Annotated in this window: 23 protein-coding genes; 16 read left to right on the top strand and 7 right to left on the bottom strand. The window is 70.4% G+C overall.

Features of this window, described 5'->3' with window-relative positions; translation table 11 throughout:
* Positions 1–34: 34 nt before the first annotated feature.
* Positions 35–1,126, bottom strand: a complete 1,092-nt coding sequence (locus ACIRP2_RS20500) for a DUF6397 family protein (RefSeq protein WP_404252189.1) — start codon at positions 1,124–1,126, stop codon at positions 35–37.
* Positions 1,127–1,264: 138 nt separating this feature from the next.
* Complete coding sequence (locus tag ACIRP2_RS20505; RefSeq protein WP_351082903.1) at positions 1,265–1,678, bottom strand: roadblock/LC7 domain-containing protein; 414 nt, start codon at positions 1,676–1,678, stop codon at positions 1,265–1,267.
* Positions 1,679–2,226: 548 nt separating this feature from the next.
* Here ACIRP2_RS20505 and ACIRP2_RS20510 point away from each other — a divergent pair.
* From ACIRP2_RS20510 to ACIRP2_RS20520, 3 genes are read left to right on the top strand one after another with little or no spacing between them, the layout of a single operon-like run.
* Positions 2,227–2,592, top strand: a complete 366-nt coding sequence (locus tag ACIRP2_RS20510; RefSeq protein ID WP_404252191.1) for an ArsR/SmtB family transcription factor — start codon at positions 2,227–2,229, stop codon at positions 2,590–2,592.
* Positions 2,576–5,296 carry a magnesium-translocating P-type ATPase gene (gene mgtA, locus ACIRP2_RS20515; protein ID WP_404252193.1) on the top strand — a complete coding sequence of 907 codons (2,721 nt, stop codon included), beginning with the start codon at positions 2,576–2,578 and terminating at the stop codon, positions 5,294–5,296. Before ACIRP2_RS20510 ends, mgtA begins: the two co-directional genes overlap by 17 nt.
* Positions 5,293–5,850 (top strand): GNAT family N-acetyltransferase, encoded by a 558-nt coding sequence (locus tag ACIRP2_RS20520; RefSeq protein WP_404252195.1) that lies wholly within the window; start codon positions 5,293–5,295, stop codon positions 5,848–5,850. Before mgtA ends, ACIRP2_RS20520 begins: the two co-directional genes overlap by 4 nt.
* Before the next feature lie 19 nt (positions 5,851–5,869).
* Here ACIRP2_RS20520 and ACIRP2_RS20525 read toward each other — a convergent pair whose 3' ends face one another.
* Entirely contained in the window at positions 5,870–6,925 is a 1,056-nt protein-coding gene (locus ACIRP2_RS20525) for an LCP family protein (protein WP_404252197.1), read from the bottom strand.
* 458 nt (positions 6,926–7,383) lie between these two features.
* Between ACIRP2_RS20525 and tatA the strand changes: the two genes are divergently transcribed.
* The 3 genes from tatA (at position 7,384) to ACIRP2_RS20540 (ending at position 9,174) form a co-directional block, all read left to right on the top strand.
* A complete protein-coding gene (gene tatA, locus ACIRP2_RS20530; protein WP_376216209.1) occupies positions 7,384–7,569 on the top strand; it encodes a Sec-independent protein translocase subunit TatA in 186 nt (61 codons plus the stop codon).
* A 166-nt stretch (positions 7,570–7,735) separates the two neighbouring features.
* Positions 7,736–8,311, top strand: a complete 576-nt coding sequence (locus ACIRP2_RS20535; protein ID WP_404252199.1) for a TerD family protein — start codon at positions 7,736–7,738, stop codon at positions 8,309–8,311.
* Between the two features lie 263 nt (positions 8,312–8,574).
* Complete coding sequence (locus tag ACIRP2_RS20540) at positions 8,575–9,174, top strand: class I SAM-dependent methyltransferase (protein WP_404252201.1); 600 nt, start codon at positions 8,575–8,577, stop codon at positions 9,172–9,174.
* A gap of 8 nt (positions 9,175–9,182) precedes the next feature.
* On the opposite strand, the gene ACIRP2_RS20545 is transcribed toward ACIRP2_RS20540, so the two are convergent.
* Positions 9,183–10,085, bottom strand: coding sequence for an oxygenase MpaB family protein (locus tag ACIRP2_RS20545; RefSeq protein ID WP_404252203.1), 903 nt, complete (start codon positions 10,083–10,085; stop codon positions 9,183–9,185).
* A 113-nt stretch (positions 10,086–10,198) separates the two neighbouring features.
* On the opposite strand from ACIRP2_RS20545, the gene ACIRP2_RS20550 reads away from it, so the two are divergent.
* Together ACIRP2_RS20550 and ACIRP2_RS20555 are read left to right on the top strand one after the other, a co-directional pair.
* On the top strand, positions 10,199–10,498 hold the full coding sequence (locus tag ACIRP2_RS20550; protein ID WP_404252877.1) for a hypothetical protein: 300 nt from the start codon (positions 10,199–10,201) through the stop codon (positions 10,496–10,498).
* A 129-nt stretch (positions 10,499–10,627) separates the two neighbouring features.
* Positions 10,628–11,788, top strand: coding sequence for a hypothetical protein (locus tag ACIRP2_RS20555; RefSeq protein WP_404252205.1), 1,161 nt, complete (start codon positions 10,628–10,630; stop codon positions 11,786–11,788).
* Between the two features lie 149 nt (positions 11,789–11,937).
* Here the strand turns inward: ACIRP2_RS20555 and ACIRP2_RS20560 are convergent, their stop codons facing one another.
* The 3 genes from ACIRP2_RS20560 to ACIRP2_RS20570 form a co-directional block, all read right to left on the bottom strand.
* Positions 11,938–12,480, bottom strand: a complete 543-nt coding sequence (locus ACIRP2_RS20560) for an MOSC domain-containing protein (protein ID WP_404252207.1) — start codon at positions 12,478–12,480, stop codon at positions 11,938–11,940.
* Between the two features lie 19 nt (positions 12,481–12,499).
* Positions 12,500–12,682 (bottom strand): hypothetical protein, encoded by a 183-nt coding sequence (locus tag ACIRP2_RS20565; RefSeq protein ID WP_351082883.1) that lies wholly within the window; start codon positions 12,680–12,682, stop codon positions 12,500–12,502.
* An 85-nt stretch (positions 12,683–12,767) separates the two neighbouring features.
* Entirely contained in the window at positions 12,768–13,847 is a 1,080-nt protein-coding gene (locus ACIRP2_RS20570) for a fatty acid desaturase family protein (RefSeq protein WP_404252209.1), read from the bottom strand.
* Positions 13,848–14,141: 294 nt separating this feature from the next.
* Between ACIRP2_RS20570 and ACIRP2_RS20575 the strand changes: the two genes are divergently transcribed.
* The 8 genes from ACIRP2_RS20575 to ACIRP2_RS20610 all read left to right on the top strand — a co-directional run bounded on the left by ACIRP2_RS20575 (position 14,142) and on the right by ACIRP2_RS20610 (position 26,306).
* Positions 14,142–17,024, top strand: a complete 2,883-nt coding sequence (locus ACIRP2_RS20575; protein WP_404252211.1) for a DEAD/DEAH box helicase — start codon at positions 14,142–14,144, stop codon at positions 17,022–17,024.
* Positions 17,021–18,457 (top strand): SWF or SNF family helicase, encoded by a 1,437-nt coding sequence (locus ACIRP2_RS20580; protein ID WP_404252213.1) that lies wholly within the window; start codon positions 17,021–17,023, stop codon positions 18,455–18,457. Before ACIRP2_RS20575 ends, ACIRP2_RS20580 begins: the two co-directional genes overlap by 4 nt.
* A gap of 180 nt (positions 18,458–18,637) precedes the next feature.
* Complete coding sequence (locus ACIRP2_RS20585; RefSeq protein WP_404252215.1) at positions 18,638–19,987, top strand: esterase-like activity of phytase family protein; 1,350 nt, start codon at positions 18,638–18,640, stop codon at positions 19,985–19,987.
* Positions 19,988–20,191: 204 nt separating this feature from the next.
* The gene (locus tag ACIRP2_RS20590; RefSeq protein ID WP_404252217.1) at positions 20,192–21,679 is read left to right on the top strand and encodes an APC family permease; all 1,488 of its coding nucleotides are present in this window, start codon (positions 20,192–20,194) and stop codon (positions 21,677–21,679) included.
* A complete protein-coding gene (locus ACIRP2_RS20595) occupies positions 21,676–22,692 on the top strand; it encodes an acetamidase/formamidase family protein (RefSeq protein ID WP_404252219.1) in 1,017 nt (338 codons plus the stop codon). Before ACIRP2_RS20590 ends, ACIRP2_RS20595 begins: the two co-directional genes overlap by 4 nt.
* Before the next feature lie 46 nt (positions 22,693–22,738).
* On the top strand, positions 22,739–23,332 hold the full coding sequence (locus tag ACIRP2_RS20600) for an N-acetylmuramoyl-L-alanine amidase (RefSeq protein ID WP_404252221.1): 594 nt from the start codon (positions 22,739–22,741) through the stop codon (positions 23,330–23,332).
* A gap of 102 nt (positions 23,333–23,434) precedes the next feature.
* Entirely contained in the window at positions 23,435–24,685 is a 1,251-nt protein-coding gene (locus tag ACIRP2_RS20605) for a GAF domain-containing protein (protein WP_404252223.1), read from the top strand.
* 97 nt (positions 24,686–24,782) lie between these two features.
* The gene (locus tag ACIRP2_RS20610; protein ID WP_404252225.1) at positions 24,783–26,306 is read left to right on the top strand and encodes an aldehyde dehydrogenase family protein; all 1,524 of its coding nucleotides are present in this window, start codon (positions 24,783–24,785) and stop codon (positions 26,304–26,306) included.
* Positions 26,307–26,355: the final 49 nt, after the last annotated feature.

Raw genomic sequence — 26,355 nt, forward strand, 5'->3', positions numbered from 1 at the left:
AGGATGTCGGCGCCGGACTCCTGGCGCGAGTCGTTTATCGGCGAGGCTGTCGTAGCTTACGTGTGCGCAGCCCCAGCCGGGCGAGCAGCCCAGGTGCGTGTTCCGGCAATGCCGCAGGCACCGGAACAGGTCCGGAGCCGGGCCAACCCACGGGACCGGAACCGCGCACGGGATCGAGAAGGGATTCGCGCTCGTCCACCCGCGCGGTGTCGAACGCCGATCCGGGCTCGGTGACCGGGTTGGGTTCACACGTGGGAGTGTGGTCACGCGCCGAGGCAGGTTCGGCGGCGGGGCCGACTCCCGGCTCAGATCCGTACCCGCTCGCGAAGCCGCGCACGCCATCAGGCCCTCGCTCGTGCACACGGCCGAGGCGGGGGCGTCGCTCGTCGCCGGGCCGCGGTGCCTGTCGGGTTTCCCGGGCGTGGTCCAGCTCCATGATCAGGCCGACTCGCCGCCACAGCATCTCGTCCGGTTCGTCGGCCTGCATCAGACGTGTCCAGGTCTCCCGCGCCCTGTGCGATCCCGTCAACCCGAAGGCCGGTTCCGGCCGGATCCTCGCGAGGTAGGCGCGCTCGTACGGATCATCGACCACCTCCGCCAACTGCACCGGATCCAGGGTGACGGCAAGCACCGCCGCACGGGCCCAGGGATCCTCCAGGAGGCTCAGCAGCCGTTCGACCCGGCGCCAGCGCCAGTCGCGCGCACGGCAGTCGGCACCTCCCGCCAACCGATCACGCACCCGGTCCGGGCTCTTCCCCACCAGGAGCCGGGGTTCCCGGACGGCGAACTCCGCGAGCTCCTGGGCGAGATAGAGCCAGACCACCGTCCGGTACCGGTTGAGATAGAAGGTGATCGGCGTGAAACATCCCGCGCGGGCCAGTCTGGTGAAGCGGCCCGGACTGATCCCCAGTAGCTGAGCCCCCTCCGCCGTGCCGACGGTGCGCACCCGCTCCCGCAGCACCTCCGGAAACCCGTCCTGCGACCGCAGCCGGTCGACCTCCTCCCGGCGGACCCTGGGCCTTCCCCCGCCCTGCTGCACCAGCACACGGACCAGACCCGTGTGCACCGCGACGGCGAACTCGCCTCGTTTCAGCTGAAGCTCCTGGGCCGCCGCGCCCACAGTCATCGTGCGCACGGTCTCCCGACACACCGTTCCGGCAACGCTCATGGTGCACTCCCCCGTGAGATTCGGTTACTCTCTGTGAGTACCGTAACTCCGGGGAGACACCGCCCGCACGACCTGTGGACAACTCCCGCCCGCCGATCAGGCAGGGTCGTTTCCTGCGCTTCCCGCCTGCCTCGCGGCGACACCGAGATGTTCGCCGACCCGGTTGACGAGCAGCGTCATCTCGTACGCGACCTGGCCCACATCGGCCTCCGCCGCGCTCAGCACACACAGGCAGCTGCCCTCGCCCGCGGCTGTCACGAAGAGCAGCGCCTCGTCGAATTCCACCATGGTCTGCCGGGCCTTCCCGGCCCGGAAGTGGCGCCCCGAACCACGCGCGAGGCTGTGCAGGCCGGACGACACCGCAGCCAGATGCTCAGCGTCCTCACGCGCCAGGCCCGTGCTCGCGCCGGTCACCAGCCCGTCGTTCGACAGCACCAACGCGTGCCGTATGTGCTCGACCCTGCTCGTGAGATCGTCAAGAAGCCAGTCAAGTCCCCTGTCCAGCGCCATTTTCCCCGCTCCTCCCCGCTCATGCGTTCCCCGTGCCCCACGTTTCACGCAAGCCTCGCGCACTGGTCACGTACGGGCAAGCGCTCCTTCGTCATGTGGCCGGGTCCGGGCCCCTGTCGGGCAAGAGGCCGGCCGGGCCGGAGAGCACGGTCCACCCCGATGAGGAGCCGGGCCCGGCCGCTGGCGTCCGGCCCACGAACTCGGCCGCACCTCCGAGTCCCGCGCATCCGACGGCACGCACACCGCGACAGCGTGGCGAGCGGGAAACTGCCCCGCGGACGACGAGCACCCACACCGGTGCGGCCGCTTCCGCTCGCTCGCCGAGCACCGGACGAGTCCCCCATCCGATCGCGCCGACAGGCCCGTCTCTCGTTCCCTGGTGGCCGCCGGCGGCCGTTCCGGTACTCGTGCTCCCACCCGCGCCCCGCCGGTTCCCGTCCCGCTCCCGTTCCCTCTCCGGCGAACAGCCCGCGGACGGCAGACGTCCGGCGCCTACACTGGAGACTTCGGGCGCGAGCAGTCGGCCCACGCTGACAGGGAGAGCAAGAGTGTCGACAGCTGCCGACAGCGGTTTCACGGATCCGCCCGCGGAGGTACTGGTGGAGGCGGCCGCCGCCTTCGGTCTGCTGGCGACACCTGCGCGGCTCCACATCGTGTGGGCCCTCTCCCAGGGCGAAAGTGATGTGACCGGCCTCGCGGACCGGGTGGGCGGCACCCTGCCGTCGGTGAGCCAGCACCTGACGAAGCTGAAACTGGCCGGTCTCGTACGGTCACGGCGCGAAGGCCGTCGGCAGGTGTATCTGGTCGACGACCCCGATGTGGTGACCGTCGTCCGTTTGATGGTCGGCCAGCTCTCCGCACGCGCCGGACACACGCCCGAGCAGCCCGTACGCCTCCGTGAGCTCGGTGCCTGAGAGCAGTGCCGCCGCAGGTCCCGGCAGCACCGACCCCGATGACCCGTCCGCCGTCGTCGTGCCGATAGCGAGCGCGGCGGCCGGCCGGAGCGCCGCCGCCGATGTCGCACCGCCCGCGCCGTCCGTCGCCGGGCCGACCTCCTTGCAGGTTCTCCGTTCGCTGGACAGCGGCCCTCGGGGGCTGCAGGAGGCGCAGGCGGAGGAACGGCTGGCCCGGTTCGGCGAGAACACCTTGCCGGCCTGGCGTCCGGTCTCCTGGCCCCGCCGTTTCGTTCGCAGCCTGCGGGATCCGTTCACCTCGGTGCTCCTCTGCCTGGGTCTGGTCTCCGCTGCGGTGGCCTCGTGGGGCACGGCCTCGGTGACGCTGGTGCTCGTGGTCGTCAGCTGTGTGTTGCGCTCCGCGGAGGAACATCGGGCCGACCGTTCCACGGCCGCGCTGCGGGAGCTGGTGGCGACCACCGCGACCGTGCTGCGCCGCACCGGACCGGATGCCGCGCCGCAGGCGCGTGAGCTGCCGGTCGGGGAGCTGGTGCCGGGCGACGTGATCCGCCTCGGTCCCGGAGATCTCGTGCCGGCCGATGTACGGCTGCTGCGCGCGAGCGGTCTGACCGTGCATCAGTCGGCCCTTACCGGGGAGTCGGCACCGGTCGCCAAAGAGCCCGTCGACGCTCCGGACCGGGACCGGTCGCCCGGCGCCGGGCCCGGTGGCGAGGCCGGACTGTTCGCGCGGCCCGAGCTGTGCTTCCAGGGCAGCAGCGTGACATCGGGGAGCGGTACGGCGGTGGTGACGGCCACAGGAGCGAACACCCGGTTCGCCGCCGCGTACGACAGTTCGGCGCGCCGCCGCGGCACGAGTGCGTTCGACCGTTCGGTCCAGGGGATCTCCTGGACGCTGATCCGGTTCATGCTGCTCACCCCGCCCCTGGTGCTGATGGCCAACGCGGCTCTGCGCGGCCGCGGCCTGGAGACGTTGCCGTTCGCCGTCGCGGTGGCGGTGGGTCTGACTCCGGAGATGCTGCCGGTGATCGTCACGACGGCGCTGGCCCGGGGCGCTTCGCTGCTTGCCCGCAACCGCGGGGTGATCGTCAAACGGCTGCCGGCCCTGCATGATCTCGGCGCGATCGATGTGCTGTGTCTGGACAAGACGGGAACGCTCACCCAGGACCGGCCCGTCGTCGAACGGTCGCTGAACGGAGCGGACCGGTCCGATCCCGAGGTACTGCACTGGGCCGCGGTCAACGCGCTGTGGACGCTGCAGCTCGCTGATCTGCCCGCTGCCGACGCACTCGACGAGGCGGTGCTGGACGCGGCCGAGGAGCAGGAGGAGGCACTGTCCGCGTACGACGGTGTGGCCGCGCTGCCGTTCGACCCGGTGCGGCGGCTGGGCACCGCCGTCGTACGCATTCCTGGGCGGCTCGGCATCCACACCCTCGTCACGAAGGGGGCGGTGGAGGCGGTGCTCGACCGCTGTGCGCTGGACGACGACGAACGGGACCGGCTGAGGGCCCTGGCCGCCCGTGAGTCCGCGAACGGCCTGCGGCTGCTCGCGGTGGCCCGGACCGAGCGGCCCGCCCGGCTCGGTGCGTACACCGCTGCCGACGAGCGCGGGTTGTCCTTCCTCGGCTTCGTCGCTCTGCGGGACGCGCTCACGCCGAGCGCCGCGGAGGCCCTGGGCGTGCTGGAACACCGGGGCGTCCGTGTGAAGGTCCTCACCGGCGACGATCCCGGGACGGTCGCCCGCGCCTGCCGGGACCTGGGCCTCGATCCGGGCGAAGTCGTCTCCGCGGCTCGGATCGACGCGCTGTCGGACGAGGAGCTGGCGGATGCCGCCGACCGGGCCACGGTCTTCGCCCGCTGCACACCGGAGCACAAGGCCCGGATCGTCTTTGCGCTGCGTGCGTCCGGACACACCACCGGCTTTCTCGGCGACGGCGTCAACGATCTGCCCGCGATGCACGCGGCCGATGTCGGCATCTGCCCGCGCAACGCGGTCGACGTGGCGCGGGAGACCGCCGATGTGGTGCTCGCCGAGAAGGATCTGGCGGCCATCGATCACGCGATCACGGCGGGCCGGCACTGCAGCGGCAACATCGCCACGTATCTGCGCATCACGCTCTCGTCGAACCTCGGCAATGTCATCGCAATGCTCGCCGCAGGGCTGATGCTGCCGTTCCTGCCGATGCTTCCCGCCCAGGTCCTGGTGCAGAACCTGTGCTTCGACGTGGCGCAGCTCGCCTTCGCGTTCGACCGGCCGGCACCCGAGGTGCTGCGGCGGCCGACGGTGCTGCGGCCGCGCGACTTCCTCCGTTTCATCACCGGGTTCGGTCTGCTGAACGCCACTGCCGACCTGGCGACATTCGGCGTGCTGGCCTACGCCTTGCACGGTTCGGCGACGGCGGGCGGGCAGGAGGCCTTCCACTCGGGGTGGTTCACCGAGAACCTGCTCACCCAGGCTCTGGTGATGCTGCTGCTCCGTACGGGCCGCCGCTCCGCCGAGGGGCGCAGCGGGGGGCCGCTCCGCGCCGCCGTGTGCGGACTTGCCGTTGTCGGCCTGGGGCTTCCGCTCACCCCACTCGGGCCACTGCTGGGCATGAGTGCGCTGCCACCGCTCTATTACCTCTTGCTCGCAACGGTCCTGGCTCTGTACGCATACGGGTTGTGGGCGGCCCGTGCCCGCTACGAACGGAAGTGGAGATATTCATGACCTCGCCGGGCATCGACCACTCCGGATCCGGCGCCCGCCCCGGCCCCTGGGGCGGGCGGACGGTGCGTGCTCGCCGCGCCACGGTCGACGATGTGCCCGCGCTGGTGCGGCTGCGGGGGCTGATGCTGGCCGACATGGGAATCGAGACCGGGGACGCCGACGCCCCATGGCGGGCGGCCTCCGCGCGATGGTTCACCGAGCAGATGCGCCGCCCTGACATGTTCGCGGCGTTCCTCGTCGACGACCCCGAGCTCGGCACCGTCTCCAGCGCGGTCGGGGCATGCGAAGCGCGTGCCCCCGGCCCGGCCAGTCCGAGCGGGCTGCGCGGGCATGTGTCCAATGTGAGCACCGACCCTCGTCGGCGCCGCCGCGGTCACGCCCGTGTCTGCCTCGAAGCCCTGCTCACGTGGTTCCGTGAGGAGACTCAGGTCGTGGTCGTCGATCTGAACGCCACGGGGGACGGTGCCGCGCTGTACGAGTCGCTCGGCTTCACGGCTCCCCGGCATCCGGCGTTGCAGCTTCGGACGGAACGAGCACCGCGCCGAGCACCGTGATCCGGCTCCTGGCCGACGGTCAACCGTAGGAGAGGTCCGCGCAGGGGTCGTCGTCGGCCGACCTCACCCCGCCGGAGACGGCGGACGGCGCTGCGGAGGCGGTCGGCGTCCCGGATCCGACCACCGGATTCCGGGCGAAGGAACTGCCGAGGACCACCCGGATTCCGGCGGTTGTCGACGCGGTCGTCCGCGCGCCGCGGAAGAACCGTGCGGTGGTCCCCGCCTCATCCCACAGGCCAGGTCCGAATTCGATGACGGTCGCGGCATGGTCCTGGTTGCCCGCCGTGGCCGTGGTGGTGACGGTGAAGCCTCGGGAGCGCAACTGCTCTGCGGCTCTGGCCGCGAGCCCCGCGACTTTGGTGCCGTTGTGCACGGCGACGGGGATGCCCTTGCCGGAGACCGGAGCGGCTGCCGTGGGTGATGCCGGGCGGCCGTCCGCCCCGCCCCCTTGGGCCGGTCCCTTGCCGCCGGCGTCCCGGCCGTCGACCGTGCGGTCCGCCTTCAACGCTGCCCAGAGCGCGTCGGCGAGCGGCAGCAGCGTGCCGGGGTTCAGCCCCCGGGACTTCACCTTCTTGATGAAGGAGGCCACGAAGGCCTGCTGGCGCTTGATCCGTCCCATGTCCGAGCCGTCACCGATGCCGTGCCGGGGCCGGACGTAGTCGAGTGCCCGGAGACGGTCTGCGGTCCTTCGGCGATGATCCGGGCGCCTCGCGTGGGCCGCTTCGGACTGAGGTCGCGCTGGTGGATGTCGTGGGGAAGGCACACACGTACGCCCCCCCCCCGCAGCCGAGGTCAGCGCGGCGAATCCGGCGAAGTCGACGACGACGGTGTGGTCGACGCGCAGGCCGGTGAGATGTTCGACGGTGTTCTGGGTACAGGCCGGATTTCCCTCGGCCGTCTCCCCCACCGAGAACGCTCCGTTGAACATCACCGCGTGCTGCGGTGCGGTCCACTCGCCCGTCGGCACTGTGCAGGCCGGGATGTCGACCAGGGAATCACGCGGGATGGACACGGCGACCGCGTGCCTGCGGTCACCGTACACATGAAGCAGGAACGCGGTGTCGGATCGTCCCACCGCACCCGTGCCGCCGCCCAGCCCGCCGTTGTCGCGCGCGCGAGTCCGACCCGATGACCAGGACGTTCTGCCCCTTCGACGAGTCCGGAGGCCGGTCGCCGGAGATTCCGTCCGCGCCGAAGGTGCTGATGCTGCCATTCACCTGCAGACAGCCCCACCCGATGCCCGCGACCAGCAGCACGAGCAACGACAGCCCCGACACGGCCGTGCGCCGCGGACGGCTCCCCCTTCCCCTGCCGGCACCCACCGTGCGATTCCCCGTCATCGACCACCCCGTCCACCCGGCTTCCATGGGGGAAGGCGCGTTCCGCCCGCCCCATGGTTGTACAGTTGCGCAATGTGACAAGTATCGCTGCTCGACCGGATCACCGGACCTGCCTGCAACCAGCTTGAGGCACCGCCCGCCGGCGCCGAACGAGAACAGCGGTCAAAACACCGAAAGGAAGGGCGGGACGTAGATGTTGCGCAACGGTCTCGAACCCTGGCACCTGCTGATCGTGGCGATCGTGGTGATCGTGCTGTTCGGCTCGAAGAAGCTGCCGGACACGGCCCGCGCCCTGGGCAAATCCATGCGGATCCTGAAGAGTGAGGCGAAGGCCATGAAGGAGACCGACACCGGCCCGGGCACCGAGCCCCGCGCCTGAGACACCGGCTCGCCGGCGTGCGGCGACCTTCGCCGTCTTCACTTCAGGAATTGCGCAATCAAGGGAACCGGGAGCACGGCACCGTCGTTGACCCGGGTGACGGCCCAAGAAGCGCCGATCACCGCAGCACTGAAGCTCTGGACCACTGGATCGATGGAGGAAGTTCATGGGTGTGAGCCTGGCCAAGGGCGGCAACGTCTCCTTGTCGAAGGAGGCGCCCGGCCTGACCGCAGTGACGGTCGGCCTGGGCTGGGACGTGAGGACGACGACAGGCGCGGATCACGACCTGGATGCGAGCGCTCTGCTGTGCTCGGACACCGGCAAGGTGCTCTCCGACCTGCACTTCGTCTTCTACAACAACCTGACGAGCCCGGACGGTTCGGTCCAGCACACCGGGGACAATCTGACCGGTGAGGGCGAGGGCGACGACGAGTCCATCAATGTGGATCTCGCGGCTGTCCCGGCGAACGTCGCGAAGATAGTCTTCCCGGTCTCCATTCACGACGCGCAGAGCCGCGGGCAGAGCTTCGGCCAGGTCCGCAACGCGTTCATCCGCGTGGTGAACCGGGCGAACAACGTCGAGCTGGCTCGTTACGACCTCAGCGAGGACGCCTCGACCGAGACCGCCATGGTCTTCGGCGAGCTGTACCGGCATGGCGCGGAGTGGAAGTTCCGTGCGGTCGGCCAGGGGTACGCCTCGGGCCTGGCCGGGATCGCGTCCGACTACGGGGTCAATGTCTGACCCCGTGGACCTGCACGGGCAATGAGCACCGGCCTCTCCCCTGCCCCCGTCGGCGGGGCGGGGGAGGCCTGCGTGTTCCGCGTAACGTGCCCTCGCGGTCGCCCCGTCGCGCCGCGGTGCACTGCTCGTACTCGGATTCCGCGCCGCTCGGGTCGACCGGCGGTCGACAGGTCGGGGGGGCGGACCCGTTCGGGCCTGTCGACGGTCACCGCCCGACGCCACGGTCCGTTTCGCCCCGACGGCAACTGCGCGATCATGTCCGCATGGCCGATGATCACACACGCGTCCAGGACTTCTTCACGACCCGCGCGGCGGACTGGGACACCCGGTTCCCCGACGACGGGCCTGCCTACGCCGCCGGGGTCGACGCCCTCGGACTGAGGGTCGGTGACGCCGTGCTCGATGCCGGCTGCGGTACGGGGAGGGCGCTGCCCGCGCTGCGCGCCGCCGTGGGAGCCCAGGGCGCGGTGCTGGGCGTGGACCTCACCGCGGCGATGCTGGACTCGGCGGTACGGGCCGGACGTGACCGGAGCGGGGCACTGATCCTCGCCGATGTCGCCCGATTGCCCCTGCGGTCTCGGTCGCTCGACGCCGTGTTCGCGGCCGGGCTCATCTCCCATCTGTCGCATCCAGGACCGGACCTGGCGGAATTGGCGCGGGTGGTTCGGCCGGGCGGACAGCTGGCTCTCTTCCATCCCATCGGGCGAGCCGCCCTGGCAGCGCGCCACGGCCGCCCGATCACCGACGACGACCTGCGCGCCGAGCACAACCTCCGCCCGCTGCTGGCACGTTCGGGCTGGCTGCTCGGCACGTACACCGACGAGGACGACCACTTCCTCGCCCTGGCCGTTCGGACGCGCTGACCTGGGGGCTACTCGTCCGCGACGACGGGGCCGCGCTCGTGCGCGACCGGACAGCCTCGGATGCCCGGGGCGGGGAAGGTACCGAGCCCGGAGATCTCATAGCCGCCGGAATAGCCCTTGATCTCAGGGTTCTGCCGGGCGTAGTGCGGGGTTGCACGCGGCGGCAGCAGTCGCACGGCCCGTGCTCTCAGTCGCAGGGCGCCGTGGGTGAGGCCCCGTGCCGCGGAACTCGGACGTTCGTAGCGGAATGCCCTCAGCAGCGAGTCGTCGAGAAGCGCGAGGGCCGCCTTCCGCGCGACGGGGGCGAGGGGGCGCGGATACCAGGAGCTCATCAGGTCCAGCGTGGCGTCGGAGACACGGCGCCCGCCTTCGTCCCAGCCGAAGTGCTCGGCCTCGTAGGAGTCGAGGGTGCGCTCGAAGTCCTCGTAGGTCCGAGGCAGGTCCTTGATGCCCATATGAGCGCCCAGGGTGCGGTAGTAGGCGGCGCACGCCCGCAGTTCATGGTCGGACAGCCGACGCCATCCGAAGTCGTCGAGCCATCTCTTCGGAGTGACAACGAAGGTGCACAGCACGTAACGCATGTCGTCGTCGCTGATGTCGTAACTGCGGTGCATCTGATTGATCCGGCGGATGGCCGCGCGGCCCGGGTCGCTGTCGAAACCGTGCTCCACGACCGCGTCGAGGAGAAGTGCGGTGTCGTCGTAGCGCTTTTGCGGACGGCCCGTCAGTTCCGCTGTCTCCGCGAGGAGTCTTCCGATGCTGGGGACGGCATACGTTCGGTACAGGGCCAGTTCGAGAGCGCGGGTGATGTCCCAGGGAAACTCGTAGGTTGCCGTGATCCGGTAGATCCGGAGGAAGTCCCTTTCCGGATCGAGAAGCTGGATCTCCTTCAGCCGGTCGTACCGCTTCACCGCACCGCCCCCTGTTCTCGGTCGAAGGTCCAACCCTACGACGACGGGGAACACCGTAGACGGCAGGCGCAATGCGCTCGGAGATTTCCGGAAAGGCGGTCTCCGTGATCGACATGATCGGCAGTTTGCGAAAGTGGGTCTCCCCGGACCGGAAGGACACGCGGCAGGCGCGATCTCTCGACGAAGGACGACGCAAGCAGCGCAATCTGTTCGAGGCCGCCGCCACCTGTGTCTCGGCATCCGTGGACGACGACCAGGCCCTGGTCGACGAAGCGAGCGGCTGGGTGTCGCCCGAGGCGCTCTCCTTCGGTGTCAGCGAGTTGGCCTGCCGTGCCGTGCTCGCCCTGGCCCGTGAGCGCGACGAGACACCGCGGGCAGTGGCCCGAACGTTGCTCGGTCTGCCCGCCGACTGAACAGCGCTCCCTCCGCCGGACGGCGCGTGCCGGCCCCTGTCGTGTCATCGCTTGTCAGGGCCTCGACGAGTGGGTTACCGACTCGTTAAGGTGCGCCGACGGACAACCACGACGGACGAGGAGGGTGCCGTGGCCGGGACGAGCGACGCGGTCGCCGACGACGACGCACTGTATGTGCTGACCGCGGTACTGCTGACACCGGCACAGTTCCCGAGCGTGCTCGGTGACGACTACCCGGCCGCCTGTGCGGAACTCGCCCTCGAACCGTACGCCGAGGGCTACGGGCTGGTCCTCGGACAGGACGGCAGTGGTGCGCGGTGGACCGTCGTCGTCGAGGACGTGTCGCTGGTCGCCGTGGCCATCGCGTCGTGGGACTGCGGAATGGAGTACGACCTCTCCCCCGACGACCGTTCGGTGGTCTGTGCGCTGCCCGGCTGGCCCCTCGCGGTGGGGGTCGCGGCCCCGGGAGTGGCCGCCCCGCACGATCCGTTGCCGGATCCGGCGGCCGAGGGTGCTGATCCCGCGCCGCTGGCTCCACCCGACACGGACTCGTGGGGCCCGGCCCAGAGGCGCTTGGGCGCGGACGAGATAGCGCATCAGTGGACGGCCTGGCGCGAGCAGATCGACGACGAGACGGCCTTCACCACGCCGGGAGGCACAGACGGCGCGGGGGGCGCAGGCAACTCGGCCGACGACTCGCGGAGGCGCGCCACCGCGGGGAAGGACGAGGCGGCGGGGGCCGGCACCGAAGGCATGACCGGTACCGACGGTCGAACCGGAACCAGCGGCGGGACCGAGGACAACGGTGAGGGCGGGCCCGGAGGCACGGCCGAAGCTGCGATCGGGGTCGAGACCGGCAGTGGAGCCGAGGTCGAGCCGGGTGCCGGACTTCCTGGCGGATCAGGTGCAAGGGCCCAGGACGAGGCCGAAACCGGACCCGGGGCCACGGCCGGGGGCGAGGCCCGGAGCAGCCACCCCGAAGCCACGGCCGAGAGCCTCGCGCCGGAGTCCCTTTCAGGGACACATCCCGGTGTACGGCGAGCGCTCGCGGAGGCACACGCCTATGTGGACACCCCACCGCCCCCGGGCCGCGTCCGGTCCTCCTTCGCCACCGGCGAGGCCCGCATGCTGCGCGCCGACGGCCCCGGCTGGTCGCTGGTCGCCAGAACCGATGACATCGCGTTCGTCCTGCTGGACGAGGAGCCTGGCGAGGTGCTGCCGGTCGGTCGAGGCACGCAACTGCCCGGCCTGTTGAAGGCCCTGGACGAGATCGCGGTACGACCGACCTGAGTGCGAGGCCACCCCGCTCTGCAGGAGGCGGACCGCTGTCGGCAGCCGGCCGAGCGGGGTGGCCTCGCCCCACCCACGCTCCGGCCGGGGTCTCACATTCGGATCATGCCGGGCCGGGGGCGAAGCCGACATGATCCGAAGGAAAGGCCCTAAACACGTTCGAGTGCCCGATGCGGGCCCTCGGGCAGTTCGACCTCGATCGGGTCTCCCGGACGGACCACCCCGCCGACCGTGACGATGCCCATGATCCCGGCCTTGCGCACGACCCGGCCCGATTCGTCACGGCCGACGACCTGCTTGAGGAGCCCCTCCTGGAAGTTGTCGATCTGCAGACAGGGGTTTCGCAGTCCGGTGACCTCGACGACCGCCTCGTCGCCGAGGTGCAGCAGGGTGCCGACGGGGAGCGTGAGCAGATCGACGCCGTTGGTGGTGATGTTCTCCCCGAGGTCGCCAGGAGCCACCTCGAAACCGGCTGCCCGCAATTCGACGAACAGCTCCTCGTGGATGAGATGGACCTGGCGCAGATTCGGCTGGGTGGGATCCTGTGCGACCCGGGACCGGTGCTTGACCGTGACCCCCGCGTGCACGTCTCCCTCCACGCCGAGCCCTGCCAGCAACGTGACACTCTGCCTGTTCGGCTTGGTGAACGAATACGCCTCGTTCCTGCTCACCACCGTCACTGTGCCACTCATCGCGGCGCCCCCATCGTCGTCAGCGGCCTATTTCCTTGCGGGTGATCCTGCGGAGCCTGCGGCGCTGACCGGGATCCAGCATCAGATAGGCGACCGCCGGAACTCCGACCAGGACCAGCAGCGACAGCCAGAATCCGATGAACGGGATCAGGATGACTGCCGCGACGACTCCCCCGATCGCGATCTTCGCGCTGTTCGACATCGTCCACGCCTCCTTCGCGGCCCGAGGCCGCTCCTGCTGTGAGAACGCCTGTACGCGCCCATCGGTTCCAGTCGGACGGAAGTCCTCACCTCAGAGGTTCGCCGACCTCGTGCATGTGCTGGAGTGCCTGCCGGTAGGACTCGATCAGTCCGGTCTCCGCGTACGGCATGCCGAGTGCCTCGCAGTGCGCGCGCACCATGGGCTGCGCCAGACGCAGATGCGGGCGGGGCATGCTCGGGAAGAGGTGGTGTTCGATCTGGTAGTTGAGCCCGCCGAGGAACCAGTCGGTGAGGACGCCGCCGCGTACGTTGCGCGAGGTGAGGACCTGGCGCTGGAGGTGGCCCCAACGATCCCCGTCGGGATCGGGCATCTCCATACCCTTGTGGTTCGGGGCGAACGCCATGCCCAGATGGAGCCCGAACAGCGCGTGGTGCACCAGCGCGAAGACGACGGCCTTGCCCGGGGACATGACGGTGAGCAGCAGGGCCGCGTAGAGACCGAGGTGGGCGATGAGGAGCAGCGCCGAGAGGGCGCGCTCCCCGGCAGGCTGCCGCCGCAGGTACTGGAAGCCGGAGATCTTGAGCGCGATGCCTTCGAGGAGCAGCATCGGGAAGAAGAGCCGGGCCTGGTTGCGGGTCAGCCAGCGGGCGAATCCTTCGCGCTGGGCCGCCTGCTTCTGGGTCCAGACGAGGGCGCCGACGCCGACGTCCGGGTCCTTGTCGATGTGGTTGGGATTGGCGTGGTGGCGTACGTGCTTGTCGTTCCACCAGGCTTCGTTCATGCCGAGCAGCAGATTCGCGTGGATCAGGCCGATGACCCGGCTCGCCCTGCGATCGCCGGATATCTGGGCGTGTCCGGCGTCGTGACCGACGAACGCGGTGCGGGACCAGAAGATCGCCAGTGGCAGCGCGAGCAGCAGGGTCCACCAGGTGTTGCCGAGGAGGAACATGCCGGCGAGTACGGCGCCCAGGGCGACCAGATTGGTGACGATGCCCGCCGTGTACCAGCCGGCACGCCGTTCCAGGAGTCCCTGCCCCTTGACCGCCCGCAGGAGCGGCGCGAAGTCGCTCCCCTGGCTCGCGGCGGCTCCTGCACCGCGGGAACCGACAACGGTTCCCGCGCCGTCACGGGTGCCTTCCACAACGGTGGCTATGGCCTGTGGCATGAGGTCTCCGGTCTCTGGAAAGCTGCGCTGACCTGTAGAAACGTAGGGCGACCAGGGGCACGGCGACCATGGCGCCACCACCCGGGACGTGCGGGGGCAAGCCCCCTCCCTCCAAGGGGGTGCTGGCTCCACCTCCGGGCGTGACACGCCGTCGTACCCGACAGCCTCGCGGGGCGGCCGAAGCACTCGAGAGTGAGCTGGATCACGCAGATTGCTCTCACGGTCGTACGCGGCGATGGAGTACCCTCGGCGACTCGACCCCGACTAGTCAAATTTGAGGAATTCGGCATCGCTGTGCACAGGCTCCCTGCGGCAACGCTCTCCGAGATCTCCGCACTCTCCGGCTGCTCCGTGGTCTTCCTGCCCGCGGACCCCTCCCGTACCGGCCGGATCGGCTTCTGGCATCCGGACGGCAGTAGTCCACCCGATGCTCCCGGCTCCTCGGAGGAGCTGACCGTCGTCGGCATCGACGGGCAGGTTCGCGCCGTGCCGGCGCTGTTGCTCCCGGTCCGCGACGCGCTGCCCGTACTGACGCGCGCCCGGACTTCGACGCACGCCTCCCGCGCCGCCGCGTTCTGGGGTGCCGCCGCGCTCCTCGCTCTCCAACTCGCCGCGCGCGGCCTGTTGCTTCCCGGACTGACCGCCACCGATCGCGATGCCTGGCGGGCCGGGCCGCTGACCGCCGACGATCTGTCCCGGATCCGTACGCTGGCGGCCTCGATGCCGCCCCTGGCCCACGCGGTGCCGCTCGACAGGACCGCACGGCCCGTTCTGCTGCCCGAACCCGAGCAACTGCTGCGCGCGTTCCTCGACGCGGTCGCGGACGGGCTGCCCCGCACCCCCGCCGCGGCCTTCGCCACCGGCGGGTCGGCGTTCGCCGTCGACGCGCCACAGCATCTGCCCGACCAGCGGGCCTGGGCCGCCGACATCGCAGCCGGGCACGACGCCGGTGTCCGGCTCTCGCTGCGGGTGGAGGTGTCGGGGCTGACGGCACCGGAAGAGGACGCCCGGCCGTCCTTTCGCGCTGTTCTGCAGATCCACAGCGTCAGCGATCCGGCGCTGGTCGCCGACGCCTCCGAGGTATGGGCGGGGTCCGCGCCGGCCACTGTGGGCTTCGGTCCCCGCGCCCGGATGGATGCCCTGCTGGCGCTGCGCCGGGCCGCCCGCGCCTGGCCACCCCTGTCTCCGCTGCTGTCGGCCGCGGTGCCCGACTTCGTCGAACCGGCCGACGAGGAGATCGCCGACCTCCTCGGTCCGGCCGGGCGGGCGCTCGCCGCGACCGGGGTCCAGGTGCACTGGCCCCGGGAACTGGCCCGCAAGCTCACCGCACGGGCGGTGATCGGTCCGGCAGAGAACGGGGAGGGACCGGAGCACGGGACGTCCACGCGCGACGGATCCGATACGCCGCCGCTCCTGTCGGCCGATGCGCTGCTGACGTTCGACTGGTGGTTCGCCCTCGGTGACCAGAAGCTCAGCCGCGCCGAGCTGGACCGCCTGGCCGAGGCCAACAGGCCGGTGGTGCGGCTGCGCGACCAGTGGGTGCTGATCGACCCCGAGGAAGCTCGACGCGCCCGCGAGACCGAGGACCGCAAGGTCGGTCCGATCGACGCGCTCGGTGCCGTGCTGACCGGATCCACCGAGGTCGGTGGTCGCAGGGTCGATGTGCGCGCCACCGGCTGGCTGGAGCAGTTGCGCCGCCGGTTGGCCGATCCCGAGTCCGACGGACCGGGGAGCGCGGGACAGACGGTCGGTCAGCCGCCGGCGCTCGCGGCCACACTGCGCGACTATCAGCTGCGTGGTCTGAACTGGCTGCACACCATGACGTCGCTCGGCCTCGGCGGCTGTCTGGCCGACGACATGGGGCTGGGCAAGACCATCACGCTGATCGCCCTGCATCTGCACCGTCAGAGCATCGAATCCGCCGCCGGGCCGACGCTCGTGGTCTGTCCGACATCACTCATGGGGAACTGGCAGCGGGAGATCGAGAAGTTCGCGCCCGGCACGCCGGTGCGCCGCTTCCACGGCGGTTCGCGCAGCCTCACCGACCTGGCGGACGGCGAGTTCGTCCTCACCACGTACGGCACGATGCGGCTCGACTCGGCGAAACTCGCCGACATCCGGTGGGGCATGGTGGTCGCCGACGAGGCGCAGCACGTCAAGAACCCGTACTCGGCGACGGCCAAGCAGTTGCGCACGATCGGCGCGCGGGCACGGGTCGCGCTCACCGGCACCCCCGTGGAGAACAACCTCTCCGAGCTGTGGGCGATCCTCGACTGGACGACGCCCGGTCTGCTGGGTCGGCTCGGCACGTTCCGTACCCGATACGCGCGGACCGCGGAGGGCGGCGATCCGGCGGCGGCCGAGCGACTCGCCTCGCTGGTACGGCCCTTCCTGCTGCGGCGACGCAAGTCGGATCCGGGCATCGCCCCCGAGCTGCCGCCGAAGACCGAGACGGACCGCGCGGTGTCGCTGACGGCGGAACAGACCGGCCTGTACGAAGCGGTGGTACGAGAAACCTTGACCGCCATCTCCGACGCCGACGGCTTCGAGCGACGGGGCCTCGTCGTGAAACTGCTGACGGCCCTGAAGCAGATCTGCAACCATCCGGCGCAGTACCTCAAGGAGCAGGAGCCGCGCATCGAGAACCGTTCGGGAAAGGTGGAACTCCTGGACGAACTGCTCGACACGATTCTGGCGGAGGACGCGAGTGTGCTCGTGTTCACCCAGTACGTGCAGATGGCCCGGCTGCTCGAACGGCACCTCGCGGCGCGTGGGATCCGCACGCAGTTCCTGCACGGCGGTACGCCGGTCGCCCAGCGGGAAGCCATGGTGAACCGCTTCCAGTCGGGCGAGGCCCCGGTCTTCCTGTTGTCGCTGAAAGCCGCGGGCACCGGACTCAATCTCACCCGGGCAGGCCATGTCGTGCACTTCGACCGCTGGTGGAACCCGGCGGTGGAGGCACAGGCCACCGACCGCGCGTACCGGATCGGGCAGACCCAGCCGGTGCAGGTGCACCGGATCGTCGCCGAGGGCACCATCGAGGACCGGATCGCCGACATGCTGGCCCGGAAACAGGGGCTTGCGGACGCGGTGCTCGGGTCCGGCGAGGCGGCACTGACCGAACTGACGGATGCGGAACTGGCCGATCTGGTCAAGCTGCGAGGGGGCACACGATGAGCGACGGATACGACGGCGGAGGATACGAGCGCGTCGCGTACGACGACGCCGATGATGACGGTGATCGGTACGACGACGGCGGATTCGACGGTCGAGGGACCGGTTCCCCCGCCGCCGACGGGCGCCACGCCCCGGCGCCGGTGCAGGAGCGCACGTTCGCCGCGCTGCCGCCCGCGCGCGGCCGCGGCTTCGCGGAGTCCTGGTGGGGCCGGGCATGGCTGAAGGCCCTGGAGGACACCGCGCTGGACGGCGAACAGCTCAAGAAGGGACGAAGGTTCGCCCGCGAGGGCCGGGTCGGCGCGGTGACCGTGCGGCCCGGCCGGATCACCGCCGTCGTCCGGGACCGGGACGCGTCCATGCACCGCGGTGACGTGCTCCTGCAGGAGCTGAGCGGGGAGGACTGGGAACGGTTCCTGGACATGGCGGCCTCCCGGGCCGGACACATCGCGGCGCTCCTCGACCGGGAGATGCCGCCGCACCTGGTGGAGGACGCGGCGGCGGCGGGGGTGGATCTGCTGCCGGGGATCGGCGATCTGGACCCGGAGTGCAGCTGTGAGGCGTGGGACCACTGCCCGCACACCGCAGCCCTGTGCTACCAGGTCGCGCGGCTGCTGGACCAGGATCCGTTCGTCCTGCTCCTCATGCGCGGACGCGGTGAGCGGCGACTCCTGGACGAACTCCAGGTGCGCATCGCGGACCGCGCCGAGGGGCGGGCGCCGTCGGGTCCGGCCGCCTCCGACGGATCCGGCACGCCGGAAGCAAGGGCGCAGAACCGGGGAGTACGGGCGGACGAGGCCTTCGACGCGCGGGACATCCTGCCCCCGCTGCCCGCACCCCCACCGCCGCCGACGGAACCGGGCCCCGCTCCGTCGCTGGACACGGAGACCGGACCGGAGCCCGGCGTCGATCCGGCGGCCTTGGAGATGCTGGTCGCGGACAGCGCGGCGCGCGCCTGCCGGATGCTGGCGGACGCACTCTCCCCCGACCACGAGAACCAGCCGTTGCCGGTGGAACTGACGCCGCGACAGGACGCCGTACGGCTGATCGCGGACGTCGGGCCGGAACCGTGGATCGCCACCCGGCTGGCCGCCGGATCGGGGCTCTCGCGCCCCGATCTCGATGCGGCGGTGCGTGCGTGGCGGTACGGCGGGGCGGCCGCGCTCGCCGTGCTCGACGAGGAGTGGACCCCGGATCCGGAGACCCTTGCCAGGGCCCGGACCCGGCTGGCCGAGGCGTGGGAGGAGGGTGAGCGGCCACGATTTCGTCCGGCGGGAAACCGATGGACAGCCGTGGAGGAGGGTGTGCAGCTCCGGTTCGGGCGGGACGGGCGCTGGTGGCCCTACCGTGCGGAGAGCGGGCGCTGGGTTCCGGCAGGACCGGCGGACGACGATCCGGCGGCGGCGCTGGGAGCTTCGGGCGTGACGGACGGCTGAGGTCGTCGCTCGCGAGGACCGCTCGGCACTCGGTGCCGGGACGGGCGGTGGACGGGTGGGGACGCCCGTCCCCCGTCCGTCGCCCCGTTCCGCCCAGGCGTTCAGCTCGAAGTCACCGACCGTTGAGGGTGCGGGCGGAACCTGACGGCCGTCCGAGCTGTTCGTGCCTCAGGAGGCCCCATGTCCAAGCGTGTTGTCCGTCGTTCGCTCGCCGTCGGACTGCCGCTCGCCCTGCTCGCAACGGTCTGCACCGCCGAAACAGCAATGGGCGCGCCGGGCCGGCACGAGCGCCCGGCACCCACCGCTCGGGTCACCGGGAGCGCCGTACTGCCTGACGTTCCGCTCGCCGGATTCAGCAACGGGCTCCTCCCCGGGACGGTCGCCGACGACCGCGGCGTGATGCTCGGCGGTATCGGCAGTGACCTCTACCCGGCGGGCCGCAAGGGCGAGTTCTGGACGGTGACGGACCGCGGCCCCAACGGCCAGATCAAGATCGACGGAAAGAAGCGGCGCACCTTCCCTGTCCCGGGCTTCGACCCGGCGATCGTCAGGATCCGAGTCGAGGGCAAGCACATCCGGGTGCTGCGGTCCCTTGCGCTGACCACCCGCTCCGGCGCCGCCGTCACCGGTCTGCCGAACCAGCGGGGCCGTGACGAGGCTCCTTTCACGTACGACGCGAAGACGCCGCTGGCGTACGACCCGAGCGGTCTGGACACCGAAGGCATCGTCCGGGCCACCGACGGCACCTTCTGGCTCGTGGACGAGTACGGCCCCTCCCTCGTGCATGTCTCGACTCGCGGCCGGGTGCTGACACGCTACGTCCCTCGGGGGCTCGGGCTGACGGGCACCGATTATCCGGTGGTCGAGGCGCTGCCCGGCGTGCTCCTGAACCGCAGGATCAACCGCGGCTTCGAGGGGCTGGCCCTGCTGCCGGACGGTGACCTGGTGATGGCGGTGCAGAGCCCGCTCTCGCTGCCCGACCAGGACGCGGGCGAGTCGTCGCGCAATGTGCGGCTGCTGCGCTTCTCGACGAAGAAGCGCGCGGTCACGGCGGAGTACGCCTACCGGTTCGACCCGGTCGATGTCGTGGACCCCGGCGAGGACGACACCTCCGAGCTGAAGATCTCCTCGGTCGTCGCGGTCGGCCAGGGCGGACTCCTGGTCGAGGAGCGCACGGACAGGGTGGCGCGGCTGCACCGGGTGACACTTCCCCGCGGCTCCGGAATTCTTGGCTCCGCCTGGGACGACCCGTCGACGTCACCCTCGTACGAGGAGCTCTCCGACCCCTCCGCGTCCGGCGTACCGACGCTCCGCAAGACCCTGGTCGTCGACCTGGGCAGGGTCACGGGTGTGCCGGGGAAGATCGAGGGCGTGGCTGTGACGGGCCCGGACACGCTCGTCCTGATCAACGACAACGACTTCGGGATGACCGACGGCGCCGAGGCGTTCGACGCGAGCGGCCGACTGGTCGACAGCGGCATCGACACGTCGGTGACACTGCTGAAGCTGCCGCGCCCGCTGCACGGCTGACCGCGCTCCCACCCGGCGGCACAGGGGCACGTGCCCCTGTGCCGCCGTCGCCGTGCGTTCCGCCGACTTCCCCGTCCGCGTACCCGATTCCGGGCCCCTGCCGTCTTCCGCCGCCCGCGTGACGCCCGTACGGTAGGGCGCGCGAGAAGCTGAGCCGTACATCGGACAACGCCTTCCGGTCATCGGACAAAGGGAGTCACAGGGGTGTCGGGGGATTCGAGCAGTGGGCTGTTACGTGATGCCGTCGGGCTGCGTGAGGTCCTCTTCCAGAGCATCACGGCGATGGCGCCCGCCGCAGCCATCGCCGCTTCCATTCCCTCCGGGGCCGCGTTCGCGGGCGGGAGCCTGCCGCTCTCCGTGGTCGTGGCGCTGATCGCCTGTCTGTTCACCGCGTCGTGCGTCGCGGAGCTGGCCCGTCATCTGCCCGCCGCCGGTTCGGTCGCCACCTACTCCGCCCAAGGCTTGCACCCGGCCATCGGCTTCCTCGTCGGCTGGGGTTACGTCTTCGTGGAGGCCCTGGTCCCCGCACTGTTGCTGCTCCAGCTCGGGTTCACGACAGCGGGCACCCTGCACCAGGAGTGGTCGTCCTACCCGGCGGACCTGTGGTGGCCCTGGTCCGTGTCCGGCGCGGCGGTCATCGCGCTCGCCGGATACTTCGGCGTACGGGCCTCCGCCCGGTTCGGAACCGTGCTCGGGATCTTCGAGGTGCTCGTCTTCGTCGCCTTCGCGCTCCTGCTCATCGGACAGGCCGGATCGGACAACACGCTCTCCGTGTTCGGCACTTCGCACACCGCGGACGGCTTCGACGGGATCAGCGGGATCTTCGCGGGATCGGTCTACACCGTGCTGGCCTTCGCCGGATTCGAGGCCGCGGCACCGCTCGCCGAGGAGACGAAGAACCCGCGGCGCACCATGCGCCGCGCCGTGCTCGGTGCGGCACTCTCCATCGGCCTGGTGTACGTCCTCACCACCTATGCGATGTCCGTGTACTTCGGGCCCGACAGGTTCGCCGGATTCGGGGCTTCGGGAGCGGCGTCCTGGGAGGGCGTGGCACGCGCCTCGTTCGGGCTGTTCTGGGTGCTGCTCTTCCTCGCCGTGGTCAACTCGACCGTGGCCAACGCAAATGCCTGTGCCACCGTCTCGACCCGGACGGCGTTCGCCCTGGGCCGGATCGGGGTCTTCCCGCAGGCGTTCGCACAGCTGCACCCCCGCCGCCGCTCCCCCGTCACCGGCGTGGCCGTGCAGTTCGTGATCGCGGTGGGCGCGACGCTCGGACTGGGGTTCGCCTACGACCCGGTGACGGCATTCGTCCTGCTGGCCACCGTGATCGTCACGGTGATCATCGGCGTGTACATCATCGTGAACCTGTCCTGCGCCGGGTACTTCCTGCGACGGCGGCGGGACAGGTTCAATCCCGTACTCCATCTGCTCTTCCCCGTGCTGGGCACAGCGGCGTTCGTGCCCGCGCTGCTGACGGCCGCCGGAATCCCCGCCTTCGACTTCGTCTCCGAGCTGAGTGCGCCGGTCTCGTACGCCGGTCCCGTCGTCGGTGTCTGGATGCTGATCGGAATCGTTGTGCTGGTGATGCTGCTGCGCAGACATCCGGAGCGGGTGGCGCAGACCGGACGGATCCATCTTGACGACGCCCCGGAGCCGGCCGCGGAACCCGAGACAGGAGCGGTGAAGCGATGAACGACCCCAGAATCCTGACTGTCCGCCCCACGCAGGGCGAGTACGCCTGGACCTTCGGCGGAGCGGCCCCGGTCGCCCGCATCGAGCCGGGGACCTTCCTCGACGTGTACACCGAGGACTGCTTCGCGGGACGGGTGCGTTCCGAGAAGGATCTGGTCTCCGAAGTCTGCGAGTTCCCTTACCTCAACCCGCAGACGGGCCCCTTCCATGTGGTGGGTGCGGAGCCAGGTGACACCGTCGCGGTGCATTTCGTGTCCGTCGAACCGGCCAGGGACTGGGCCGCCTCGACGACCGTTCCGCTGTTCGGGGCGCTCACCTCCACGCACACCACCGCGTCGCTTCAGGATCCGCTGCCCGAGGTGGTGTGGATGTGGCAGCTCGACCGGGCACGCCGCACCTGTCTGTTCAGTGCCCGGGACAGTGACGTCCAGGTGGAGCTGCCGATGGATCCGATGCACGGCACGGTCGGGGTGGCACCGGCGAATCTGGAGGTACGGTCCGCCTTGGTGCCGGACGCACATGGCGGCAACATGGACACCCCGGAGATGAGGGCGGGCGTCACCTGCTACCTGGGCGTCAATGTCGAAGGAGCGCTGCTGAGCCTCGGTGACGGTCACGCACGTCAGGGTGAGGGCGAGACCTGCGGGGTCGCCGTGGAGTGTGCGATGAACACGGTGGTGCTCGTCGAACTGCTCAAGGACGTCACGACTCCTTGGCCGCGCATAGAGTCCGACACCCATCTGATGTCGACCGGTTCCGCCCGCCCCCTCGAAGACGCCTTCCGGATCTCGCAGTTGGACCTCGTGCAGTGGCTGGCGCGCGACTACGGCCTCTCCGAACTCGACGCCTACCAGCTGGTCAGCCAGGCCGGCGAGGCGCCGTTGGCCAATGTGTGCGACACCAACTACACCTGTGTGGCGAAGATCCGCAAGGAATGGCTGCCCGCGGGTGACCCCCATCGCGGACTCCACCGCCATCTGCGGGAGACGGCGACGCTGCTGTCCAGCCCGTGACCGCACCACCAGCCCCTCGTCCCTCCCCCCACGCACAGGAGTGTTCATGCATCGCAGAAGGATTCTTCAGGGCGCCGCGGTGACGGCGGCCGCCGCGCTGCTCCCGGCCTCCGCCCGCGCCGCGGCTTCCACGACCGCGGGCGACACGGACTATCCGCTCGCGCACTGGACCCCCGCGTCGACGTCCAACTACACGGCGTCGAGCCGCCCTTCGGCCTATCCCGTCCAGTATGTGATCATCCATGTCACCCAGGAAACCTTTTCGAGCACGATCGGGATCTTCCAGAATCCTGCGAAACAGGTGTCCGCGCACTATGTGGTGCGCTCGTCGGACGGCTATGTCGCCCAGTGCGTCCGGGAGCAGAACATCGCCTGGCACGCGGGCAACTGGGACTACAACACACGCAGCATCGGGATCGAGCACGAGGGCTGGGTGGACCAGCCCTCCTACTTCACCAATGCCATGTACGAGAAGTCGGCGCTGCTGACCGCCTCGGTCTGCGACCGCTACAACATCCCCAAGGACCGCGCTCACATTCTCGGCCATGTCCAGGTCCCGGGCACCGACCACACGGATCCCGGCCCGAACTGGGACTGGGTGCGTTACATCCGGCTCGTCAATCTGTACTCCGCCGGCTGACGCGTCGTCGCCGCCACGTCCGCTCACTCTTCGCACCCCGGTTGTCGCAGGCGTCGACCGGGGCCACGATGGGACGGAGACGCCCCTGGACGGGAGAGTGAGTTGACGGACCCCTGGGTGGCCCTGGAAGCCGATACGGACCCCGGTGAACGCCTCGGCCAACTGCGGCACGCGCACGAGGTGTTCACCACGGCCGGACGTCTGGAGCGGCCGGTACGACCGGTGGTCGGCGAGTCGTGGCAGCGCTCGGCACGGGCACGGGTCAGCCCGGACGGCGCCGCCCTGGTCGAACTGGGCGCGGACGATCTCGGGCCGTACCGGGACGGGCACCCCCTGGCCCCCGCGATGCCGGTGATCCGTGAGCTGATGAGCGCCTACGCGATGGACGGGGAACACCTCCTCGCGGTGTGCGACGCGCACGGCAGGCTGCTGTGGGTCGAAGGGCATGCGTCGACCCGTCAGGCCGCGGACCGGATGAACTTCGTGGAGGGCGCCTGCTGGGCCGAGTCCGTGGCCGGGACGAACGCGCCGGGTACAGCCATCGCCGTGGACCGGCCGGTGCAGGTCTTCGCCGCCGAGCACTTCCTGCGACCGGTCCAGCAGTGGACCTGCGCGGCGGCACCCCTCCACGACCCGTACACGGGGCGGGTGCTGGGCGCCGTGGACATCACCGGTGGGGACCGGCTGGCACATCCGCACAGCCTGGCGTTCGTGCAGGCGGTGGCACGCGCCGCCGAATCACAACTCGCACTGCGGACACGCCCGCCCGACGGCGCGACCGTCCGGCTCAGTGCGCTGGGGCGCGAGGAGGCACTGCTCGTCGCAGGAGGCCGCAGCTTCCGGCTCAGCAGACGGCACAGTGAGATCCTCGTGACGCTGGCCCGCCATCCGGAGGGTCTGGGCGGCGACGAACTCCTCGTCGAGCTGTACGAGGACCTGTCGGTGACTCCGGTGACCCTGCGGGCCGAGCTCTCCCGGCTGCGCCGGCTGCTCGGCCCCGAGCTGCTGCCCTCCCGCCCCTACCGTCTCGCCGCCCCGGTCGACGCCGATTTCGACACGGTGGCGCGCAGGCTGGCGTCCGGCGCGGTCGCGGCGGCGCTCAGCGCCTACACGGGCCCGTTGCTGCCGGGCTCGCAAGCGCCCTCGGTCGTCCGGCTGCGGAACCGGCTCGACGGGCAACTACGGGCGGCACTGATCGCGCGCGCCGACCCGGGCCTGCTGGCCGACTGGGCGTACAGTCCTTGGGGCGAGGACGACCTCCAGGCCTGGCGGGCGCTCGCGGCGGCCGTACCCGCAGGACAGCGTCCAGCGATCCTCGCCAGGGCACGAGCGCTGGATGCCGAGCAGCGATAGCCGCGTTTGTCCGCAACGGGGTTGCAACGTGGCGCCGTCTACCGTCACACCGAGGGCCGTCCAAGGGCGGACGGCACGGATCCGGGAGGCCACAGAGATGACCCGTTACGCTGCGCCGGGCACCGAGGGCGCCATCGTCACGTACGAGTCCCGCTACGACCACTGGATCGGCGGTGCCTACGTCCCGCCCGCCCGAGGCCAGTACTTCGAGAACCCCAGCCCCGTCAACGGCCGCCCCTTCACCGAGATCGCCCGTGGCAGTGCCGAGGACGTCGAACGGGCCCTGGACTCGGCCCACGCGGCGGCGCCCGCCTGGGGAGCCACCGCGGCAGGAGACCGTGCCTCGGTCCTGAACAGGATCGCCGACCGCATGGAGACGCACCTGGAGGAGCTGGCGGTCGCGGAGAGCTGGGACAACGGCAAGCCGGTGCGGGAGACCCTGGCCGCCGACATCCCCCTGGCCATCGACCACTTCCGCTACTTCGCCGGTGCGCTCCGCGCGCAGGAGGGGTCGCTCAGCGAACTCGACGACGACACGGTCGCCTATCACTTCCACGAACCGCTGGGCGTCGTCGCACAGATCATCCCGTGGAACTTCCCCATCCTGATGGCGACCTGGAAGCTGGCACCGGCTCTCGCCGCGGGCAACGCGGTGGTCCTCAAGCCGGCCGAACAGACCCCGGCCTCCATCCACGTATGGCTGAAGCTGGTGGCCGACCTCCTGCCGCCCGGTGTCGTCAATATCGTCAACGGCTTCGGAGCGGAGGCCGGCAAACCACTCGCCTCCAGTCCGCGCGTGGCGAAGATCGCCTTCACCGGTGAGACCACTACCGGGCGGCTGATCATGCAGTACGCCTCCGAGAACATCAAGCCGGTGACGCTCGAGCTGGGCGGCAAGTCGCCGAACATCTTCTTCGACGACGTATGGAACGCGGACGACGACTTCCGCGACAAGGCCCTTGAAGGCTTCACCATGTTCGCCCTCAACCAGGGCGAGGTCTGCACCTGCCCGTCACGCGCGCTGATCCAGCGCGGCCACTACGGCGAATTCCTGGAGGCGGGCATCGCACGCACCGAGAAGATCGCGCCGGGGCACCCGCTGGACACGGACACGATGATCGGCGCACAGGCCTCCAACGACCAGTTGCAGAAGATCCTCTCGTACCTGGACATCGGCCAGCAGGAGGGGGCGAAGGTCCTCACGGGCGGTCAGCGGATCGAGTACGACGGGGAGCTGGCGGGCGGCTACTACGTCCAGCCGACCATCTTCGAGGGCGACAACCGGATGCGGGTCTTCCAGGAGGAGATCTTCGGTCCGGTCGTGGCGGTCACATCCTTCTCGGACTTCGACGACGCGATCAGAACGGCGAACGACACGCTCTACGGTCTCGGCGCGGGCGTGTGGACCCGCGACATCAACACCGCATACCGGGCCGGCCGCGCCATCCAGGCAGGCAGGGTCTGGACGAACTGCTACCACGCTTACCCGGCCCACGCCGCCTTCGGCGGGTACAAGCAGTCGGGGATCGGCCGCGAGAACCACAAGATGATGCTGGAGCACTATCAGCAGACGAAGAACCTCCTGGTGAGCTACTCGCCGAAGAAGCTCGGCTTCTTCTAGACGCAGAAAAAGGGCGCCTGACCGGGCAAGATGACCGTCAGGCGCCCTC

It is taken from the genome of Streptomyces sp. NPDC101194 (genome assembly GCF_044767885.1).
Classification (GTDB): domain Bacteria; phylum Actinomycetota; class Actinomycetes; order Streptomycetales; family Streptomycetaceae; genus Streptomyces.